Origin of the sequence: Amycolatopsis ruanii, assembly GCF_003385175.1 — a bacterium.
GTDB lineage: Bacteria > Actinomycetota > Actinomycetes > Mycobacteriales > Pseudonocardiaceae > Amycolatopsis_E > Amycolatopsis_E thermalba.
In genome coordinates this window covers 76294-94968 of the sequence record NZ_PQHY01000005.1, presented here as the reverse complement: position 1 = coordinate 94968, position 18675 = coordinate 76294, and the positions used below count along the sequence as shown (strand labels likewise).

Here is an 18675-nt window from a genome sequence, read left to right as displayed (position 1 = left end):
AGCCCAGGCCCACCCGCACCCAGCGCAACAGGCAAAACCAAGCCGACACCCCCGGCGACCCGGCCCCTCCTCCCCAGAGCTTGCCCGCCGGCGAGGCTCTTTTTCTTTCACCCTCCGGTAAGCACCCCCCAGATCAGCTCGACTGATCGCCACCCTCCGTGGCAGCATTCGGAAGCACAGGGCAATCGAAGCGCCACCGAGGGTGATCATGAAGGACAGATGCCGGACCGACGGCTGAGCTGGCTCCTGGCGGCCAACGCGGTGGGCAACCTCGCCGACGGGATCGGCAAGGTCGCCTTTCCGCTGCTGGCCGCGACCCTCACGCGCGACCCCGTGCAGATCGGCGCGTTGTCCGCGACCCAGTTCCTGCCGTGGCTGCTCTTCGGCGTGTTCGCGGGCACCCTCGCCGACCGCGTGGACCGCAAGCGCGCCGTGCTGCTCGCCAACGTCGCGCGTGCGGTGGTCGTCGGGCTGACCGCTCTGCTCGTGCACACCGGGTCGCTGTCGATCTGGCTCGTCTACGTCGCCGCGTTGCTGCTGGGCGCGGCCGAGACCGTGGCGGAGAGCGCCGGCAACGCGATGATCCCGGCGCTGGCCCGGCCGGACCAGCTGGAGAGCGCGAACAGCAAGTTCCAGGCCGCCGAGATCCTCGGCCAGACCTTCCTGGGCGGCCCCGTCGGCAGCCTCACCTTCGCGGTGTTCGCCGCGTTCCCGTTCCTGCTGAACTCCGCCGGGTTCGCGATCGCCGCGGCGCTGCTCATCGGCCTGGCCGGCAGTTACCGGCCGAAGGCGCCGGCGGAACCGACCCGGCTGCGCACCGACCTGGTCGACGGGTTCAAGTGGCTGATCCACCACCCGCTGCTGTGCCGGCTGGTGATCATCGCCGGCCTGATCAGCTTCACCAGCGAGCTGGCCCAGGCCCAGCTCGTCCTGTACGCGCTGGAGGATCTCGGGCTGAGCGAGGCCGCGTTCGGGCTGTTCACGTTCGTCGGCGGCATCGGCGGGCTGATCGGTGCCGCGGTCGCGCCACGGCTGGTGCGGCGCGCCGGGCGGCGGCCGGTGCTGGTGGCCGGCATCTTCACCGCCGGCGTCGGGTTCGGCGCGATGGGCCTGGTCTCCCAGCCGGTCGCCTCCGCGGCCCTGTTCGGCCTGTTCGCGGCGGCCGTCGTGGCGGTGAACGTGGTGCTGGCGACCGCCCGCCACACCCTGGTGCCCAGCGAGCTGCTCGGCCGGGTCCTCGGCGTGTGGCGGACGGTCGTGTGGGGCGCGATCCCGCTAGGCGCGTTGGCCGGCGGCGCGCTGACGCACCTGCTGGGCAGCGCGAGCGCCACCTTCGCGGTGTCCGGCGGCGCCCAGATCGTGCTGGCCGCCCTCGCCGCGCTGATGCTGTGGCGGTTTTCGATGGACCACGAGCCGGTCAGCTCTTCCTGAGCAGGAACCGCTGCACCTTGCCGCTCGGGGTCTTCGGCAGCTCGTCCACGAAGTGCACCTGACGCGGGTAGGCGTGCGCGGCGAACTTCGTCTTCACCAGCTGCTGCAGCTCCGCCACCAGCGCCTCGCCCGGCTCGGCACCCGGCCGGAGCACGACGAACGCCGCCAGCACCTCGCCGCGCAGCTCGTCCGGCAGGCCGACCACCGCCGCTTCGGCGACGGCGTCGTGCTGCAGCAGCACGCTCTCCACCTCGAACGGCCCGATCCGGTACCCGGCCATGAGGATGACGTCGTCGTCCCGCGAGGCGAAGGTGAAGTAGCCGTCCGGGGACTTCGTGGCGACGTCGCCGGTCAGGTACCAGCGGCCGTCGGCGGAGAACCGCTCCGCCGTGCGGTCCGGCGCGTCGCGGTAGCCGGTGAACCACATCAGCGGGCTGCCCGCCAGGTCGACGGCCGCCCGCGCCTGCTCGCCGGGCGGCGCGACCTCGTCGGCGTCGGGGCGCAGCACCTCGGCCCGCCAGCCGGGCAGCGCGCGGCCCATCGACCCGGGCCGCAGCTCGCCCCGGATGTCCGGGTGCCATCCGTTCGCGATCACCATGCCCAGCTCGGTCTGGCCGTAGTGGTCCAGGATCGGCACCCCGAACACCTTTTCGGCCCATTCGTTGACGTCCGGGTTGAGCGGCTCGCCCGCCGACGAGCAGTGCCGCAGCCGCAACCGGTCCGGCACCGGCACGTCCGCGTTGCGCAGCGCCCGGTAGACCGTCGGGCCCGCGGTGAAGTTCGTGACGCCGAACCGCTCCAGCACCGAATAGGTCAGCTCCGGGGAGAACCCGGCGTGCAGCAACAGGCTGCGCTGCCCGAGCGCGAGCGGGCCGATGACGGCGTAGTAGAGCCCGTAGGCCCAGCCCGGGTCGGCGGCGTTCCAGAACACGTCCTCGGGCCGGTGGTCCAGGCCGTACTCCTGGTACATGCGGAACGCGGCGATCGCCGTGGCCGGGATCGGCACGCCCTTCGGCGCACCGGTCGTGCCGGACGTGTACAGCTCGACGATCGTCCCGTCGCCGCCCACGGCCACCGGCTCCGGCTGCGGTTCAGCGCGCAGCAGGTCGGCGAAGGCCAGGTCGTCGCCGCTCGCCTCACCGGTGACGATCACCCGCCGCTCACCGGGGACCTGGTCGAGCTTGGCGCGCTGCGACGGGTCGGCGACGACCGCCTTCACGCCGCCGACGCGGGTTTCGATCGCGGGCGGCGCGAACGCGGTGAACAGCGGCACCTGCACCGCGCCGAGCCGCCAGATCCCGAGCACGGCGACGACGAACTCGGCCGACTTCGCCATCAGCGTCGCCACCCGGTCGCCGCGGCCGACACCCAGCCCGGCCAGCGCCGCGGCGAAGCGCGCGGAGGCGTCCCGCAGCTCGCCGAACGTGACGTCGCGGCTGGTCAGGTCGGGTTCGATGACCGTGCAGGCCACGTCGCCGGCCGGGTGGTCGTCACACAGCAGCCGCGCCACGCAGGCGTCCGGGCGGTCGTAAGGGGACGTCGGTGTCATGGTCCCGATGGTCGTCGCCGCGCCCGGCGCGTGCCACCCCCGGATGGGGATCGCTCCGCATCTGGTGCCCGGTGCCCGTTCGGTGCTGGAATGTCCTATGCGGATCAGCGATGCCGAAGAGCCGCTGGCGGCCCGGCGCCGCCTGGTGCTGGCGGGTGTCGCCGGGTTCGTGGTCGGTGCGGGCATGATCGGCTTGCTGTGGGCGTCCACCACGGCGGTGAGCGGCCCGACCGCGGACGCGAAGGCCGCGTGCGCCGCGCTGTCCAGGGCCCAGCCGCTGCCGGAGGGCCGCGTGGGCCGGGGCACGCTCGAACCGGGCGTGCTGCAGCACATCATGGCGGCCGACGCGCTCGCGTCCGCGGCCGCGGAGGTCAGCTCGACCTACGACGACCTCGCCGACCACATCGACGGCGTCCGGCGGATGGCGCTGAGCCTCAACTTCGCCGACCCGAACGGCCGGCGGCACCTGGCGCAGGCCCGCGAAATCTGCGACACGATCTAGCTACTCGCCGCCACTGCCCTTCTGGATGGTCCGGACGGTGAGCTGGTCGCCGGGGATCTTGTCGCTCGCGCAGCCCGTGGTGGGCAGCTCGACGAACATCGACGCCGTCTCCTGCGGCGGGTAGATCCGCAGGCCGCGCACCGGCTGCGGCTGGCAGGTCACCGTGTCGTAGTTCTGCACGTTGACGAACCCGATCTCGGCGTAGGCGGTGTCGCCCTTGTTCAGCGTGAACGCGCCGCCCTTCTCGCCCTGCCGGACCGCCGCGGGGCCCACCTGGTGCCCGTCCTCCCCGGCGACGTACGAGACGCCCGGGAAGCCCTGGATCACGCACGGGTGGTCACTCACATTGGTGAAGATCAGCGGCCGGTAGACGGTGCCGGCGCCGGCGTCGCCGTGCCCGAGGGTCAGCTTGAGGTCGCTGGACTTGCACAGCGTCTCGCCGGTCTTGGTGCTGGTCGCCGCGTCCGGTTCGGCCGTCGTGGCGGACGTGGACGGGCTGCTCGAGGTGGTGGTCTCGGACGTCGTCGGCGCGGCCGGCTCGGGCTGCGCGTTCTCCGTTCCCGCGGTCCCGCAGCCGGCCAGCGCGGCCGCCAGCGCCGCCGTCGCCACACCCAGTCCGATGCGCGGTGAACTGATTCGAACCACGATCTTTCCCCTCCCTGTGCCGATCGGAGCACTACCCGGGAGACGTGTGGTCCACACGCCTGGTTGCGCCGCGTCACGCGATTTTCCGACCATCCGCCGCAACATGCGGTGAAACTACAACAAGGCGCCCTCGACGACCGGTCGAAACGTCCCCTACATGGGCAAACCGACCCAGTTCAGGCACTGCCAGCCACCGTCGGCGGCGGCCTCCAGCTCGATGATGCCGGTGTTCGGGATCAGGCCCTGATCGGCCAGCTCGGGCCGCACATTCGGGGCCAGCCACTCGGCGCCGAGCCGGATCAGCCCGCCGTGCGAGACCAGCACCACGACACCGTCCGATCGGGTGAAGTCGTGACGCTGCGCGAGACCGGCGATCGCACCGGCGAACCGGTCCCGGGCCTGCTCCCCGGTCTCCCCACCGGGCATCGGGACGTGCAGCTCGCCGCGGGTCCAGTGGCTCACCACGGTCAGGTACTGCTCGATGGCCGCCCGGTCGCTGCGGCCCTCCAGGTCGCCGACCACGATCTCGTGCACGCCCTCGACCCGCTCCACCGCCATGCCCAGCGCCTGCGCGAGCGGGACGGCCGTCTGCTGCGCACGGGTGGCGTGCGAGGCGTAGACGCCCTCCACCGGCTCGGTCGCGAGCTTCTCGGCCAGCTGCCGCGCCTGCTCGTGGCCCAGCTCGGTGAGCGGCGGGCCGGGCAGGGCGGTGTCCAGCTTCTTGGCGACGTTGGCCGCGGTCTGCCCGTGCCGCACCAGGTACAGCTTCATGCCTGCTCCCCTCTCTGCACCGCGGCGACCCAGCCGGCGGCGTCGGTGAAATCCTCGTTGCGGGCGGCCGGTTCGACGGTGGCCCGCACGCCGTCGGCGCGGGCGAACGAGCCGAGGAACCGGACGTCGCGGCAGCGGCGGCGCAGCGCGGCGAGCGCGTCGGCGATGCGCGGCTCGGCCACGTGGCCCTCGAAGTCGATGAAGAACCGGTACTCGCCGAAGTTCTGCTTGTTCGGCCGGGCGTCCAGGCGGGTCAGGTTGATGCCGCGGGTCGCGAGTTCGGTGAGCAGCTCGGCGAGCGCGCCGGTGCGGTTGGCGGCCGCGGCGACCAGCGACGTGCGGTCGGCGCCCGTCGGCTCCGGCAGCACCACCGGGGGCCGGCGCATCAGCAGGAACCGCGTGCGGGCGTCCCGGACGTCGGCCACCTCGGTCGCCAGCACCTTGAGCGGGTAGTGCTCGACGGCGACCGGCGCGGTCACGGCGGCGTCGAACTCCCCGGCCTGCACGGCGACCGCGGCCGCCGCGGTCGATCCGGCCGCCACCGCGCGGGCGCCGGGCAGGTTGTCGGCCAGCCACTGGCGAACCTGCGCGAGCGCGTGCGGATGGCTCGCCACGGTACGGATTTCGCCGACGTCGTCGCGCGTGAGGACGCTGAAGTGCACTGGTAGCAAGGCTTCCGCGACACCGATCAGCGGCTCGCCGACGGCGAGGCTGTCCAGCGTCGCGGGAACCGCGCCCTCGACGGAGTTTTCCACCGGCACGCACGCCGCGTCCGCCTCGCCCCGGCGCACCGCGTCGAGCGCGTGCGGGATCGTGTCGGCGGGGACGAGTTCGTCCTCCGCCGTGGTGAACGTGCGGGCGGCCTGCTCGGTGAACGTCCCGACCGGCCCGAAATATGCGATCCGTGACACGCCGACAGGCTACGCACCGCGCCCGCTGCTGGTCTGTTCAGGCGTTCGAGTGCGCCGCCTGGTTACGTGGGGTCGCGTTTTTTGGCATGGTGTAGGGGTGACTGCCGAATCGGGCACCCAACCCACCGGCAAGCGAACGGAGGACCAGGTCGCACCCGCAACTCCCGCCCTGGTGCTGTGTGCCGTCGACGAACCACTCGCCAGCGCGTGGCGATCCGTTGTGGACACCATGACCGGCTCGGTGCGCGTGCACCGGGGTTCGGTGCTGGACGTGGTCGCCGACGCCGTGGTCAGCCCGGCGAACTCGTTCGGCTGGATGCGCGGCGGGATCGACGCGGTCTACGCGCGCGCGTTCCCGAACGTCGAGCAGAACGTCCGCAGCACGATCCTCGCCTACCACGGCGGTGAACTGCCGGTGGGCAGCGCGGTCGTGGTGCCGACCGGCGAACCCGCGCCGGCGTGGCTGATCAGCGCGCCGACGATGCGGGAACCCGGCGAGCGGCTGCCCGCCGACACGGTCCACCCGTACCTCGCGGCGCGGGCGGTGTTCCTGCAGTGGCGCGACGGGGTGCTCGAACAGGGCGTGGCGGTGCGCGCGGTCGTCGAGACCATCGCGATGCCCGGTCTGGGCACCGGCGTCGGGGGCGTGAGCCCGGAGACGTGCGCCCGCCAGGTGGCGGCGGCCTGGGACGAGGTCTTCCGGCGGAACTAGCACTCCGGCCCTGGTCACGGGCGGTTCCGGGCGCGCGTGTAGAAGGTCACAGCGCATTTACTCGCCGTAAGACCTACCGTTGAAGCTGCGTTACGGAGATGTCGACGCCAGCCCAGCCCACCGACGGGCAAGGAGTGTGGGAATGCCACGGGTACGTGAGCTCAGCCCGTACGTCGAGCTCCACCGGGAGCAGTGGCGGGAGCTGCGTCGCAGCACACCGTTGCCGCTGACTGCCGAGGAGCTGCACGGCCTGCGGGGGCTCGGCGAACAAATCGATCTCACCGAGGTCGCCGAGGTCTACCTGCCGCTGTCCCGCCTGATCAACCTGCAGGTCGCGGCGCGTCAACGCCTGTACGAGGCCACCACGACCTTCCTCGGCGAGGACTGCCGGGGCACCAAGGTGCCGTTCGTGATCGGCATCGCCGGCAGCGTCGCGGTCGGCAAGTCGACCACCGCGCGCATCCTGCGCACCCTGCTCGCCCGCTGGCCGGACCACCCGCGCGTGGACCTGGTGACCACGGACGGCTTCCTGTACCCGAAGGCCGAGCTGGTGCGCCGCGGCATCATGCACCGCAAGGGCTTCCCGGAGAGCTACGACCGCCGCGCGCTGCTGCGGTTCGTCTCCGACGTCAAGTCCGGCGCCGAGTCGGTCAGCGCGCCGGTGTACTCGCACCTGGCCTACGACATCCTGCCCGGCGAGGAGCAGGTGGTGAACCGGCCGGACATCCTCATCATCGAGGGCCTCAACGTGCTGCAGCCCGGCTCGCGGCTGACGGTGTCGGACCTGTTCGACTTCTCCATCTACGTCGACGCGCACATCGAGGACATCGAGCGCTGGTACGTCGAGCGGTTCCTCAAGCTGCGCAGCACGGCGTTCGCGGACCCGGCCTCGCACTTCCACCACTTCGCGACGCTGGACGACGTGGAGGCCCGCGCCGAGGCGCGGCACCTGTGGCGCACGATCAACGAGCCGAACCTGGTGGAGAACATCCTGCCGACCCGCCCCCGCGCGACGCTGGTGCTGCGGAAGGACCCGGACCACAGCATCAACCGGGTCCGCCTGCGCAAGCTGTAGGCACGCCCTCGGCCGAATGGCTGACCCCGCTCGCCGAGCGGTAACCGGTTGGCCGATACCGCGGGCACCCGGCAAAGCTCACCCTGGAGGGCAGGAAATGCGCCCTGACCAGGGAGGAGGCACGCCGATGTTCGCGATCATCTTCACGTGGATCGGTGCCGTGCTCGGTATCGCGGTGCTGCTGGTGATGGCCTTCGGTGCGTTCGTCCTCGATTTCGAAGACGCTCTCGCCGACCGCCGCCGCAAGCGCCGCCTGGACCCGGTGGCAGCGGAGGGCCCGACCGCGGTGCCCTAGTTGTACTGCCCGGGGACGATCTGCACCGCACCGCACAAGGAGCGGCGGACACTGCGCCGGTGGGCGCCAGTGCAGTATCGCTGTCCAGCATCGGCGGCCCCGGAGCTGAAGCCCATCTCGGACAGGCCGATCTCGGTCGGCAGGTCGGTGTGGATCCGACGAGCGCAACGGACGTGAGCGGCGCACCAGCCGGGACGGCCACGAACTGCGCTTCGCGGTGGTGCGGTGTCGCGACGCGGGGGCGTGATCCGCGGCCGTCGAAGCGCGCAGGAGCGGGATCAGGTTCTCGGGGAGCACGAAAGTTCCCAGGTGGTTTCCGCGATCGTCCCCGCCGGCCGGGCCACCAGGGCGAGTTCGGGCAGGTCGGCGATCACCGTGACCGGCGGGACGGCACCGGCGGCGACCTGCTGGCGCTTGCCGGGGGTGCGGTCGTTCAGGTCGAGCCGGAGGTCCTCGGCGGCGAGGCCCAGCGCGAGCGCGCGTCGGTGACGGCAGACAGCCCAGCCGCCATCCCCTAGTCCGCCGAGCCGGCGTCCAGCTCGTCGAGCGCCGCGACGTAGTCGTCCAGGTCGAACTCCAGTTCGCCGTCCTCGTCCGCGGTGAGGTGCTCCTCCAGGACCGCGGTCAGCTCGGCCAGCACTTCGTCGCGTTCCAGGCCGGACTCGGTCAGGCGCTGGGCGGCGATCCACGTCTCGGCGGGCTCGCCGTCCCACAGCTGGTCGACGACCGTGGTCAGCGCGACCGCCCGCAGCTCCGACTCCTCGTCGTCGAACTCGGCGGCGAACTCGCTCAGCACCAGCATCCGGCGCTGCTCGGGGTCGGACGGGTCCAGCTCGACCTCGTCGTCCTCGGTCTCCACGGTCAGCGACGGCAGCGCGAACTGACGGCGTTCCAGCAGGTCCTGCACGTCCTCCGGGGTCAGGTCCTCGGAACCGGTCAGGTAGGCGTCCAATGCGGACTCCTCCTCCGGGTCGCGGTCGTCCAGCCGGTCCTCGACCGCCTCGACCAGGGCGGTCAGCGCGTCCTCGGGCAGGCCCTGGCGCTCGCCGAACACCCGCGCCCACACCGGCAGCAGCGCGGCCATCGCCGCGTCCTGCTCGTCGGTCAGCTCGATCTGCCCGTCGTCCACGAAGTCCACAAAGGACTCCAGCTTGGCCGGGCCGACGCGCAGCGGGCGCCGCGAGTCGTGCTCCAAGCCGAACTCGATCAGGCGCACCGCGACCACCCGGGCGTCCTCGGTGTCGCCGACCTCGTCCCCGGCCGCGGCGAAGAACGAGTCGATGACCTCGGCCTGCTCCTCCACCGTCAGCGGCTCCGGCTCCCCGGCCTCGGCCGGCTCCGGCAGCGTCCGCAGGCGGGCCAGCGCGAGCGCGCGGAACCGGACGAAGTCCTCGCCCACCTCGGGCTCGGCCTGCCACTCGGTGCCGGCGAACGCGTCCGCGATCACCTCGTGGGCCTGCTCGGGGCCGATTTCCGCGGACTCGCCCACCGTGCGCAGCTCGGCCAGCGCGTCCTGCGGCGACTCGACGATCGCGGCGTCGGTGACCCAGCCGCCGAAGCTGCCGTAGTTGATCGAGACGACCAGGCCGTGGTCGCCGAACGACACCAGCACCGAGCTCTCGTCGCCGTAGACGTCGGTGGCGCGCCAGCACTGGCCGGGCGTGACCTGGTTCAGCCGTGCCGCCCAGGCCGGCTCGGGCAGCCCGAACTTCTCCAGCGCCAGGCCCGCGGCCTCCCGCTGGTCCTCGTCGGTGGCCAGGGCGCGCAGCGCGGCCAGCGGCGCCACCAGGCGCTCCGGCTCGGCGGCGTCGGCGGCGAGGTCGATCAGGCCGGCCGCGAGGTCGTCGTCGGCCTCCCACCACTCGCCGAGGATCTCCGAGGTGACCAGCTCGACGCGGGTCGGATCGGCGTCGTTCCCCAGTTCGGCGAAGGCGTTCAGAACCTCGTCGAAGGCGGTCTCCGGCTGCGGCACCTCGGTCATGGCGCACATAGTCGCACCAGCGGCACCCCGGCTCACGCGCGGGACCGGCGTCTCAGTCCGTGGGCAGCGCGATCCGGGCGTTCCGGATTTCGGTGATCAACCGGACCTTGCGCTTGTGCCGTCCGACCAGCTCGGCGAGGTAGGGCGCGAAGTCCGCCGGGCGGCCGACGGTGCGGTAGAGCGCGCGCAGGCGGCGCAGGGCACGGGCGGCCTCGCGGTAGTGCTCGACGGTCCGGCCGCCGATCAGCGACTCGACGTGCTCGCGGTGGACCGCCAGCAGCCCGGCCGCCTCCTCCTGACGCCCGGCCGCCACCAGTGCCTCGATCAACGCCTCCGCGTGCTCCGGCGTCGGCTCGCGGTCGAACTCCGCGCGGCGCAGGCTCAGCACGTCGTCGGCCAGCTCGGCGTCCGCCGGGTCCTGCTTGAGCGCCCGCGCCGCGTAGGTGATCGCCTCGCTCGTGCGGCCGGCGGCGCGCAGGACACGGACGATGCGCAGGCTCGCCTCCATCCGCGGCAGCTGCGTCGACAGGATCGCGACCAGCCCGTCGACGTCGCCGGAGATCTCCACGAGCTGCTCGTGCAGGCGCTCGGCGACCGGCCGCTTGGCCCGGTCGGGGCGGGCCCGGTCCACGTGGGACCGCAGCTGGGCCAGCCCGGTCTCGCCGAGCGGGCCGGCGAACTCGGCCAGGTCGATCTCGGCCCGCCCGTCGAAGGCGACCCCGGCCAGCCAGTCGGCCAGCTCGACCGGGTCCGGCGGCCGGGCCGCGCAGGCCCGCGCGTAGAGGCCCAGTGCGCGGCGCAGCTCGGCGCCGTCGCCCTCGTCGCGGCTGATGCGCTCGACGGTGCGCCGGGCCAGCGGGGCGACGTCGGCGCGCGTGCCGGAGTCGAGCAGCCGCTGCACGGTGTCCAGCACCGGGCCGATCTTCGTGTTCTCCGCCGCGGGCTCCGGCGTCCCGGCTCGCAGTTCGAGGGACCGCCGCAGCTCCGGATCGCGTTCGGCCTGGTCGTGGAGCAGCCCGGCCAGCGTCTCGGTGTCGAGGGAGGACAGGTAGGCGCGGAGATCCGTCACCCCGCACATCCTGGCCTACTCGCGTCGCAGCGCGATCGGCGCGGCACCGCCCGTTTCATGATCGAAATCCGCGTCCTCCTCGGCGAGCAGGTCGCGGAACTCCTCGGTGATCTCGTCCAGCTCCTCCAGCAGCCGCTCGATCGCGGCGGGGCGCAGCCCGGACCGCTCGCCGGCCCAGCGGCCCCACGGCGGCAGGACCTCCGGCAGGGTCTCCAGGAACTCCGCCGGGAAGCCTTCGGCGTCCAGCACGTCCTCCAGCAGGAGGTCGAACTTGCCCGGCCCGACCCGCAGCGGGCGGCCGAAGTCGTCGTCGCAGCCGTAGTCCACGAGGAACCGGACGCAATCGGTGAACCAGCGGTCGTCGCGGACGCCGTCGGCCTCGGCGAGGAAGGCGCGCACCAGCTCGTCCCGCTCGGCCTCGGTGAACGTGGGCGGCTCCACCGGCGGATCGGCGGGCGGCATGGCCCGCAGCCGGGCGGCCAGCAGTGCGCGCAGCGGGGTGAGCGGGTCCTCGGCGATCACGTCCGGCAGCAGGGCCGCGGCGCTGTCGTTGACCGCGACCGCGTCTTCGAGGATGCGGCGCGCCCGCGGCAGCGGGATCCGCTCGGTCACCAGGACCTCGCTGGCCTCCTCGCTCGCGCGCATGCTGTCCACCAGGTCGTCCACCTGGTCGGTGAGGTAGACGTCGCCCAGTCCGCCGCCGCTGAGCTCGACCTCGGCGACCAGCCCGTGGACGTGCCCGGACCGGTCCCCGCGCAGGACCAGGGTGGCGCCGTCGCCGAACACGTCGGCCTGCTGCCAGCACTCGGTGACGGTGAGGTCGCCCAGGTCCCACGGCGGTTCGGGCATGGCGGAGAACGTCTCGGCCGCCGCCCCGGCGCGGGTGCGCTGCTCGTCGGTCAGCGCCAGGTGCTGCAGCATCCGCAGCAGCGCGCGGGCGGCCGGGCTCGGCCGGCGCGCGGCGTCGTCGATCAGCGGGAGCACGACGTCGCGACCTTCGTCTGAGGGGTGCCACAGGTCGCCGAGGATCGTCGACGCCATCAGCTCGACCTCGATCGGGTCGCGCTCGGCCAGCGCGTCCTCGGCGTCGGCGAGCACGGTCTTGAGCAGCTGGCGGCGCTCGTCGGAGACGCCGGGCTTCTTCTTGGCGGGCTTGCGCTTCCGGCTGACCGGGCTCATGCGCCCATGGTGGCAGCTTTCCGGCCGGACACCACCTTCGGCACGGCGATGCGGGCGTTGCGGACCTCGACGAGGAGGCGGGTCTTGCGCTTGTGGGTCTCGACCAGGCCGGCCAGGTACTCGCCGAACTCCGGCACCCGGTCCGCGCGCTTGTGCAGGGCGCGCAGCTCGCGCAGCAGATGGGCCGCCTCGCGGTAGCCGCCCGGGTCCTTGAGCTCGATGAGTTCCTCGACGTGCAGGCGGTAGACCGGGATCGCCGCGGCCGGATCGCGGTCGGCGAGCCGGGCCAGCGCCTGGGTGCGCTCTTCGGGCCAGCGGCCGAGTTCCTCGGCGGCGGCGCGCAGGGCGCGGTAGGTGTCCGGGGACGGGTGGCGGCGGAACTCGGCCCGGCGCAGGGCGAGCACGCCCTCGCGCGGGTGCACGACGGTGCGGGCGGCGTGCGCGATGGCCTCACCGTGGCGGCCGGCGGAGCGCAGCAGGCGGACGATGCGCAACGCGGTGGCCGGGGTGGGCGGCTGGGCGGACAGGATCGCCAGTAGCGCGTCGACGTCGCCGGTGACCTCGGCGAGCTGCTCGGTCAGGCGGCGGGTGGCGTCGGTCTGCGGGGTCTTCGTGAGCGCGGCCTTCAGGTGCGCGAGTCCTTCGTCGCCGAGGGCGGGCGCGAAGTCGGCGAGGTTGATCTCGGGCCAGCCGGGCCGGTCGAGCTGGGTGTCCAGGATCCAGTCGGCCAGCTCGCGCGGGTCGGGGCGGTGGACCGCGCAGGCGCGGGCGTACAGGCCGATCGCGCGGCGCAGCTCGGCGCCGGTGGCGTCGCTGTCGGCCATCCGGCGGGCCAGCGGGGTCAGGTCGGCCTGGGTGCCCGCGTCGAGGAGTCGTTGCAGCGTGTCCAGGACGGGGCCCACCTTGCCGTGCGCGACCGCCCGCAGCTCCAGCTCGTGTCGTAACCGCGGGTCACGATCGGCCTGTTCGAGGAGGAGTTCGGCCAGCGTCTCCGCATCGAGAGTGCGCAGATAGGCACGCAGATCCGGGGCCGAGGTCATGCGGACAATCCTGCCGCACCCGATGGAAGGAGAACGTCACCCAACAGCGTCGTCTTCCCTGACGCTGCGTGAGCATCAGCAGGGGCTGAGCCACTGGAAGAAGTAGCCGGTCTCGGCGCCACGATCGAGGTCGTCCAGAAGGGGGACGGGCGAGATCTCCGGAACGCTGCGCGGGTACGGGCGCCAGCGGCCCGCGTCGGCGAGGTAGTAGAGCGACCACATCTCGTCGAGGCCGTAACGGAGCTGGGCGAAGGGCCGTTCGGCCGGCCCGTCGCCCACCCATCCGGCCCGCCGCTCGACGAGGGTCACGATGCGCCCGCGCCAGCGGGACATGACCGTGTACTCGTCGCGCTGACCTGCCGGAACCCGCCGCTCACACCAACGATCGATCTGGCGTTGCTGGAGCTCGGGGATCGGCGACATACCCACAGTGATACCGCAACCCGATCGGGTCGTGCGGCACCGGATACTGCGCCCTGTGACGCTCGACGATCTGCAACGGCGGCTGGCCGAGTTCGCCGCCGCCCGGGACTGGCAACGATTCCACACGCCGAAGAACCTGGTGATGGCCCTGTCCGGCGAGGTGGGCGAGCTGACGGCGCTGTTCCAGTGGCTGACGCCGGCGGAGTCGGCTTCGGTGCTCGAGGACCCGGCCACGCGCGCCGCGGTGCTCGACGAGCTGGCCGACGTGACGATCTACCTCGCCCGGCTGGCCGACGTGCTCGGCGTGGACCTCCTGGAAGCCGCCGAGGCGAAGGTGAACCGCAACGAGTCGCGGTTCCCGGCACCGGAGTAGTTACGCCGTAGTGGGGCGGAAGGTTGCCCCGCTATGGCACATGGCACTCGCGGTGCACGTCCCACTCCCGGAAAGCGTGAACCTCGAGAGACCGCACTTCGTCATTCGTTCACGACGGCGGGCGGTTCGGGCGCCGGGATGGCTGTCCCGGCCGACGGACGGGAGGTTTTCGATCATGAGAACTCTGCGGTGTGCTGCCGTTCTGGCGGCGGCTCTGGCATCGGCGGTGCTCGCTTCCGGAGCGGCGTCCGCCGCCCCGCAACCACAACGGGCCGCCGTCGACCTCGACGGCGACGGCACGCCGGACCTGGCGACACTCACCACGACCGGCGACTACACGCAGCGGCTGGAGTTCACCGTGCGCGGCGTGACGACAGCCGTCGACCTGCCCGGGGATCCCGCGCCGATGCGCGTCACCGACATCGACGGCGACGGCAGGCAGGAGGTGATCGTGCTCGAAACCGCCGGCGCCAACACGCTCTGGTACGGCGTCTGGGACCACGACGGCACCGGCCCGCGCACTCTGTCCACAACGGACGGTGAGAAGCTGTACCTGTACGAGGGCGGCGGCGTCACGACCCGGCTCGGCTACGAATGCGCCGACAACTCCTCCGGCGGCCGGGACCTCATCACGCTGGCCGCGCTGATGGACGACAACACCTCCGCCATGACCTACAGCGGACAGCGGGTGCTCTACGAGATCCACGACGGGACCGCCCGCGAGGTGACCACCTACACCATCACCTCGGCCCCGCAGGACGATCCGGTACTGCGCACCACGCCGGAATCCTGCGTCTGACGGTGGCGACCTGGCGGGCACCGAGCACCCCGGTGCCCGCCTTCCGCTGACCAGGACGGCGTCGCCGGTGGGTGACTTGGTCGCAGAACCTGTGATATCCACGACCGGTGGATCCCATCGTGCAGACCAGGTCCGGGGCCGTCCGCGGCGTGACCGACGGGGTGGTCAGTTCCTTCAAGGGCATTCCGTTCGCCGGACCGTTGACCGGTGCCGCGCGGTTCCAGGCGCCCACCGGGCCCGAGCCGTGGGACGGGACGCGACCCGCGGACCGGTTTTCGGCCTCGCCGCCGCAGGGGTCGCTGTTTCCCGGCATGCCGTCGGCCTGGCAGCCGGGTGAAGGGGACGACTTCCTCAGCGTCAACGTGTGGACCCCGGACGCCGGTGGCAGCGGTCTGCCCGTCATGGTCTGGATCTACGGCGGCGCCTACCTCATCGGCACCGCGCGGCAGCCCGAGTACGACGGCGCCAACCTCGCCCGCGCCGGGGTGGTCGTCGTGACGTTCAACTACCGCGTCGGCCTCGAGGGGTTCGGCTGGCTGCCCGGGGCGCCCGCCAACCGGGCCTTCCTGGACCAGCTCGCGGCGCTGCGCTGGGTCCAGGACAACATCGCGAACTTCGGCGGCGACCCGGACAACGTGACGATCTTCGGCGAGTCCGCCGGTGGCACGTCCGTCGCGGCGCTGACCGCCTCCGACGCCGGGCGCGGCCTCTTCCGGCGGGCCATCGGGCAGAGCATCGCGCAGGGGTTCCTCTCCGAGAACCGCGTGCGGCGCACCACCGAGCGCATCGCGGCGGCCCTCGGTGTCCCGGCCACGCTCGACGGCTTCGCGCAGGTGCCCTCCGAAGCCATCCACGCCGTGCAGATGGTGCCCGGCGAGATCACGCCGTTCGGCCCCATCGTCGACGGTGAGCTGGTCACCGACCTGCCGTGGCGCAACCTGCGCGCCGAAGTCGACCTCGTCGCCGGCTTCAACCACGACGAGTTCACCCTCTTCGTCGCCGGCCAGGACCTCTCCGGCGCCGACCCGGCCGCCACCGCCGACGCCGTGGGCCTGCCCGCCGGCGCGATCGCCGAGTACCGGGCCGCCCACCCCGGCCTGTGGGACGCCGACCTGCACGTCCTGATCCTGTCCGACCGCACCTTCCGCCTGCCGTCGCTGTGGTCCGCGCAGAACCACCCCGGCCGCAGCTGGTGCTACGAGCTGACCTGGCCGTCGCCCGCGTTCGGCGGGATGCTGCGGTCCTGCCACGCGCTCGACGTTCCGCTGACGTTCGGCAACTTCACCGGCCCGCTCGCCGAAATGCTGCTGGGCAACCCGGCCCCGCCGGAAGCGGACACGTTGTCGAAGGAGATCCGCAAGGCGTGGGTCTCCTTCGCCACGACCGGCGACCCGGGCTGGCCGGAATACGACAAGGACCACCGGCTCACCCGCATCTGGGACGTGCCGGTCTCGGTGACGAGCGACCCGATAGCGAGTTCGCGACGGATCTGGGAGGCGGCGGCGTGAAGCTCCGGACCCGGCTCAACCGGACCTGGCCGACGCGCTCGAAGCCGCCAGGGCACGAGCCGCCTTCGACAAGCTCTCCTACAGCCGGCAGCGCCGCATCGCGAAGGCGGTCGAAGACCGCTCCGGCTGACTAGGCTCGGGGTATGGCCATCGAGGTGCTGCTCGTCGACGATCACGAGGTCGTGCGGCGCGGCCTGCGGGAAATGCTGAGCGACGAACCGGACATCGAGGTCGTCGCCGAGGCGGGTAGCGCCGACGAGGCCATCGCGGTGGCCATGCACGTCGAGCCGGACGTGGCCGTCGTCGACGTGCGGCTCGGCGACGGTGACGGCGTCGCGCTGTGCCGGGAGTTGCGGGCGCGGTCGAACCCGCCGTATTGCCTGGTCCTCACCGCGTTCGACGACGAGGAGGCCATGGTCGGCGCGATCATGGCCGGCGCCTCCGGCTACCTGCTGAAACAGGTCCGGGGCCAGGACGTGGTCAACGCCGTGCGCGAGGTCGCCGCCGGCCGGTCGCTGCTCGACCCGGTCACCACCGCCCGCGTGCTCGACAAGCTGCGCCACCCCGCCGACGACGAGCTGGCGCGCCTGACCGACCGGGAGCGCACGGTGCTGGAGCTGATCGGCGAGGGCCTGTCCAACCGGGAAATCGCCGAGCGCCTGTTCCTCGCCGAGAAGACCGTGAAGAACCACGTCACGTCGGTGCTGTCCAAACTGGGCATGCAGCGCCGCACGCAGGCGGTGGCGTGGGTGGCGCGGCGCTCGAAGTAGGTCAGGCCAGCTGGTAGCCGCGGCCCGGCCGGACCAGCGCGGCGGCCAGGCCGACGGCCGCGCCGAGCACGGTGTCCACCAGCCGGTCGGCGGTGACGGCCAGCGTGTCGACCGGCGCCGCCATCGAGCCGAGCAGCAGCACCAGCGGCGTCACGAACACCATCGCGAGCGCGTAGTTGCGGATGACCGTCAGCTCCGCGCCGAGCAGCGCGACCACGATCACCGCGAGCTTCACCGGTTGCGGCAGGTCGAGCGTCAGCAACAACGCGGCCACCAGAACACCGACGACCGTGCCCGACACGCGCTGCACGAAGCGGTGCATCGTGTGTTGCAGGTGCGTGGCCTGCAGCACGGCGGCCGCCGCGACCGTCGCCCAGTACGGGTGCCCGAGGCCGAGCGCGTGCGCGAGCAGACCGGCCGCCAGCACCCCGGCGAACACCTTCACCGCACGCGGCCACTCGGGCGAGGACCGGTCCAGCGCGGCCCGCAGCCCCGTGCGCCACGAGGTCGGCCGGTCGTCGTGGTCGAAGAACAGCCACCCGGACACCGCCACGACCCACGCGACCAGCGCGCCCGCGGCCGCGAGGCTGACCTGTGCGGCGACGCCCGGCCAGCCCACCGGCCCGGCCGACGTGGTCCCCGCGGCGAAGACGAACATGAGCCCGCCGGGCGGCCCCGACCGGATACCGTCCGTGAACAGTTTCGCGGCCGCCGCGACCAGGGCGACCATGATCGCGACCGGCACCGGGCCCAAGCCGGCCGCCGACGCCGTCCCCCCGAGGCCGACGGCGGCCGTCAGACCTGCGCCGATCACGGCGAGCAGCCGGGCCCTCACCGGATACGGCTCGAAGCGGGCGTGCACCGCGGTCATCCCGCCGAACGCCGCGGCGGGGGCCAGCTCGGTGTGCCCTGCGGTCACAACCGCGACCAGGACTATGTTCGCCCCGGTCATGGCCCGTAACGCGGACACCAGGGCCCGGTCGGCCGGGCGCAGGTGCCACCAGCCGCGCGGCGAGAGCGCGCGGAAGAGGTCGTGGCGACCGAAATAATTCACGAGTAAAATACTAACGAACGATTTGCGTGCGAAGGAGCTCAGCGGTGAGTGATCTCGTCGACAGAGTGCGGCAGCAGTGGCAGGACGTGCACCCCGGCCTCGACACGTCCGGGATGGCCGTCGTCGGCCGGGTGCTGCGGCTGGCCTCGCTGATCCGCCGCGCGACCGACGACCTCCTGCTGGCCAACGACCTGAACCGCGCCGAGTTCGACGTGCTGTGCGCGTTGCGGCGCAACGAGGTGCTCAACCCCGGCCAGATCAGCCGCGAGATGCTGTCCTCCGGTGCCGCGATCACCAAGCGGCTGGACCGGCTGGAACGGCTCGGCCTGGTGTCCCGGACGGCGAGCGAACGCGACCGGCGCGTGGTGCAGGTCCGGCTGACCGAGCGCGGCGTGGAGCTGATCGACCGGCTGCTGCCCGAACACCTCGAAGGCGAGAAGGTCGCGCTGGCGAACCTGGCACCGGAGCGGCAGGCGGAGCTGGCCGGGCTGCTGAAGGTGATGCTGGAGACCGTCGAAGGCGTCGGCTGAGGACGCGCCCTCCGCTCAGCGGCGCACCGGACGCGGCCGCTGAGCGTGGAACTCGCGC

Annotated in this window: 20 protein-coding genes; 10 read left to right on the top strand and 10 right to left on the bottom strand. The window is 72.5% G+C overall.

All coding sequences use genetic code 11. The annotated features are described in order from the left end of the window. Nucleotides 1-219: 219 nt before the first annotated feature. Entirely contained in the window at nt 220-1431 is a 1212-nt protein-coding gene (locus D0D28_RS04260) for an MFS transporter (protein ID WP_094003524.1), read from the top strand. Here the strand turns inward: D0D28_RS04260 and D0D28_RS04255 are convergent. Beyond that, on the bottom strand, nt 1418-2980 hold the full coding sequence (locus tag D0D28_RS04255; RefSeq protein ID WP_116109798.1) for an AMP-binding protein: 1563 nt from the start codon (nt 2978-2980) through the stop codon (nt 1418-1420). The genes D0D28_RS04260 and D0D28_RS04255 overlap by 14 nt on opposite strands. 97 nt (nt 2981-3077) lie before the next feature. Between D0D28_RS04255 and D0D28_RS04250 the strand changes: the two genes are divergently transcribed. Then, a complete protein-coding gene (locus D0D28_RS04250) occupies nt 3078-3482 on the top strand; it encodes a hypothetical protein (protein ID WP_116109797.1) in 405 nt (134 codons plus the stop codon). Here the strand turns inward: D0D28_RS04250 and D0D28_RS04245 are convergent, their stop codons facing one another. The 3 genes from D0D28_RS04245 to pheA all read right to left on the bottom strand — a co-directional run bounded on the left by D0D28_RS04245 (nt 3483) and on the right by pheA (nt 5809). Continuing rightward, nucleotides 3483-4127 (bottom strand): DUF4232 domain-containing protein, encoded by a 645-nt coding sequence (locus D0D28_RS04245; RefSeq protein ID WP_233157046.1) that lies wholly within the window; start codon nt 4125-4127, stop codon nt 3483-3485. Between the two features lie 153 nt (nt 4128-4280). After that, the gene (locus D0D28_RS04240) at nt 4281-4898 is read right to left on the bottom strand and encodes a histidine phosphatase family protein (protein ID WP_116109796.1); all 618 of its coding nucleotides are present in this window, start codon (nt 4896-4898) and stop codon (nt 4281-4283) included. Then, nucleotides 4895-5809 carry a prephenate dehydratase gene (gene pheA, locus D0D28_RS04235; protein WP_094003519.1) on the bottom strand — a complete coding sequence of 305 codons (915 nt, stop codon included), beginning with the start codon at nt 5807-5809 and terminating at the stop codon, nt 4895-4897. Before pheA ends, D0D28_RS04240 begins: the two co-directional genes overlap by 4 nt. A gap of 97 nt (nt 5810-5906) precedes the next feature. Here pheA and D0D28_RS04230 point away from each other — a divergent pair, with 97 nt between their 5' ends. The 3 genes from D0D28_RS04230 (at nt 5907) to D0D28_RS36015 (ending at nt 7891) form a co-directional block, all read left to right on the top strand. Further along, the gene (locus D0D28_RS04230) at nt 5907-6521 is read left to right on the top strand and encodes a macro domain-containing protein (protein ID WP_094003518.1); all 615 of its coding nucleotides are present in this window, start codon (nt 5907-5909) and stop codon (nt 6519-6521) included. A 142-nt stretch (nt 6522-6663) separates the two neighbouring features. After that, on the top strand, nt 6664-7596 hold the full coding sequence (gene coaA, locus D0D28_RS04225) for a type I pantothenate kinase (RefSeq protein ID WP_094003517.1): 933 nt from the start codon (nt 6664-6666) through the stop codon (nt 7594-7596). A 127-nt stretch (nt 7597-7723) separates the two neighbouring features. Further along, nucleotides 7724-7891, top strand: a complete 168-nt coding sequence (locus D0D28_RS36015) for a hypothetical protein (RefSeq protein ID WP_167481435.1) — start codon at nt 7724-7726, stop codon at nt 7889-7891. Between the two features lie 514 nt (nt 7892-8405). On the opposite strand, the gene D0D28_RS04220 is transcribed toward D0D28_RS36015, so the two are convergent. The 5 genes from D0D28_RS04220 to D0D28_RS04200 form a co-directional block, all read right to left on the bottom strand. Beyond that, nucleotides 8406-9872 carry a hypothetical protein gene (locus D0D28_RS04220; RefSeq protein ID WP_116109795.1) on the bottom strand — a complete coding sequence of 489 codons (1467 nt, stop codon included), beginning with the start codon at nt 9870-9872 and terminating at the stop codon, nt 8406-8408. 52 nt (nt 9873-9924) lie between these two features. Further along, complete coding sequence (locus tag D0D28_RS04215) at nt 9925-10950, bottom strand: tetratricopeptide repeat protein (RefSeq protein WP_116109794.1); 1026 nt, start codon at nt 10948-10950, stop codon at nt 9925-9927. 6 nt (nt 10951-10956) lie between these two features. Continuing rightward, nucleotides 10957-12120, bottom strand: a complete 1164-nt coding sequence (locus D0D28_RS04210; protein ID WP_116109793.1) for a hypothetical protein — start codon at nt 12118-12120, stop codon at nt 10957-10959. Beyond that, nucleotides 12117-13160 carry a hypothetical protein gene (locus D0D28_RS04205; protein ID WP_116109792.1) on the bottom strand — a complete coding sequence of 348 codons (1044 nt, stop codon included), beginning with the start codon at nt 13158-13160 and terminating at the stop codon, nt 12117-12119. Before D0D28_RS04205 ends, D0D28_RS04210 begins: the two co-directional genes overlap by 4 nt. 75 nt (nt 13161-13235) lie before the next feature. Further along, the gene (locus D0D28_RS04200; RefSeq protein WP_094003512.1) at nt 13236-13583 is read right to left on the bottom strand and encodes a hypothetical protein; all 348 of its coding nucleotides are present in this window, start codon (nt 13581-13583) and stop codon (nt 13236-13238) included. A gap of 55 nt (nt 13584-13638) precedes the next feature. Here D0D28_RS04200 and D0D28_RS04195 point away from each other — a divergent pair, with 55 nt between their 5' ends. From D0D28_RS04195 to D0D28_RS04175, 4 genes are all read left to right on the top strand, one after another. Further along, the gene (locus tag D0D28_RS04195) at nt 13639-13956 is read left to right on the top strand and encodes a nucleotide pyrophosphohydrolase (protein WP_116109791.1); all 318 of its coding nucleotides are present in this window, start codon (nt 13639-13641) and stop codon (nt 13954-13956) included. A gap of 175 nt (nt 13957-14131) precedes the next feature. Then, the gene (locus D0D28_RS04190) at nt 14132-14755 is read left to right on the top strand and encodes an FG-GAP repeat domain-containing protein (RefSeq protein ID WP_162830972.1); all 624 of its coding nucleotides are present in this window, start codon (nt 14132-14134) and stop codon (nt 14753-14755) included. A gap of 107 nt (nt 14756-14862) precedes the next feature. Continuing rightward, complete coding sequence (locus tag D0D28_RS04185) at nt 14863-16263, top strand: carboxylesterase/lipase family protein (protein WP_205413185.1); 1401 nt, start codon at nt 14863-14865, stop codon at nt 16261-16263. A 143-nt stretch (nt 16264-16406) separates the two neighbouring features. Further along, nucleotides 16407-17033 (top strand): response regulator, encoded by a 627-nt coding sequence (locus tag D0D28_RS04175; RefSeq protein ID WP_116109788.1) that lies wholly within the window; start codon nt 16407-16409, stop codon nt 17031-17033. A 1-nt stretch (nt 17034) separates the two neighbouring features. On the opposite strand, the gene D0D28_RS04170 is transcribed toward D0D28_RS04175, so the two are convergent. After that, nucleotides 17035-18087, bottom strand: coding sequence for an FUSC family protein (locus D0D28_RS04170; RefSeq protein WP_116109787.1), 1053 nt, complete (start codon nt 18085-18087; stop codon nt 17035-17037). 44 nt (nt 18088-18131) lie between these two features. Here D0D28_RS04170 and D0D28_RS04165 point away from each other — a divergent pair, with 44 nt between their 5' ends. Further along, nucleotides 18132-18617, top strand: a complete 486-nt coding sequence (locus tag D0D28_RS04165; RefSeq protein ID WP_240323088.1) for a MarR family winged helix-turn-helix transcriptional regulator — start codon at nt 18132-18134, stop codon at nt 18615-18617. The last annotated feature ends 58 nt before the right edge of the window (nt 18618-18675 follow it).

Coding starts and splice junctions, on each gene's coding strand:
- D0D28_RS04215 (WP_116109794.1), bottom strand. CDS start 10,950: ATGTGCGGGGTGACGGATCTCCGCGCCTACCTGTCCTCCCTCGACACC.
- D0D28_RS04220 (WP_116109795.1), bottom strand. CDS start 9,872: ATGACCGAGGTGCCGCAGCCGGAGACCGCCTTCGACGAGGTTCTGAAC.
- D0D28_RS04210 (WP_116109793.1), bottom strand. CDS start 12,120: ATGAGCCCGGTCAGCCGGAAGCGCAAGCCCGCCAAGAAGAAGCCCGGC.
- D0D28_RS04255 (WP_116109798.1), bottom strand. CDS start 2,980: ATGACACCGACGTCCCCTTACGACCGCCCGGACGCCTGCGTGGCGCGG.
- D0D28_RS04260 (WP_094003524.1), top strand. CDS start 220: ATGCCGGACCGACGGCTGAGCTGGCTCCTGGCGGCCAACGCGGTGGGC.
- D0D28_RS04190 (WP_162830972.1), top strand. CDS start 14,132: ATGAGAACTCTGCGGTGTGCTGCCGTTCTGGCGGCGGCTCTGGCATCG.
- D0D28_RS04240 (WP_116109796.1), bottom strand. CDS start 4,898: ATGAAGCTGTACCTGGTGCGGCACGGGCAGACCGCGGCCAACGTCGCC.
- D0D28_RS04205 (WP_116109792.1), bottom strand. CDS start 13,160: ATGACCTCGGCCCCGGATCTGCGTGCCTATCTGCGCACTCTCGATGCG.
- coaA (WP_094003517.1), top strand. CDS start 6,664: ATGCCACGGGTACGTGAGCTCAGCCCGTACGTCGAGCTCCACCGGGAG.
- D0D28_RS04200 (WP_094003512.1), bottom strand. CDS start 13,583: ATGTCGCCGATCCCCGAGCTCCAGCAACGCCAGATCGATCGTTGGTGT.
- D0D28_RS36015 (WP_167481435.1), top strand. CDS start 7,724: ATGTTCGCGATCATCTTCACGTGGATCGGTGCCGTGCTCGGTATCGCG.
- D0D28_RS04250 (WP_116109797.1), top strand. CDS start 3,078: ATGCGGATCAGCGATGCCGAAGAGCCGCTGGCGGCCCGGCGCCGCCTG.
- D0D28_RS04175 (WP_116109788.1), top strand. CDS start 16,407: ATGGCCATCGAGGTGCTGCTCGTCGACGATCACGAGGTCGTGCGGCGC.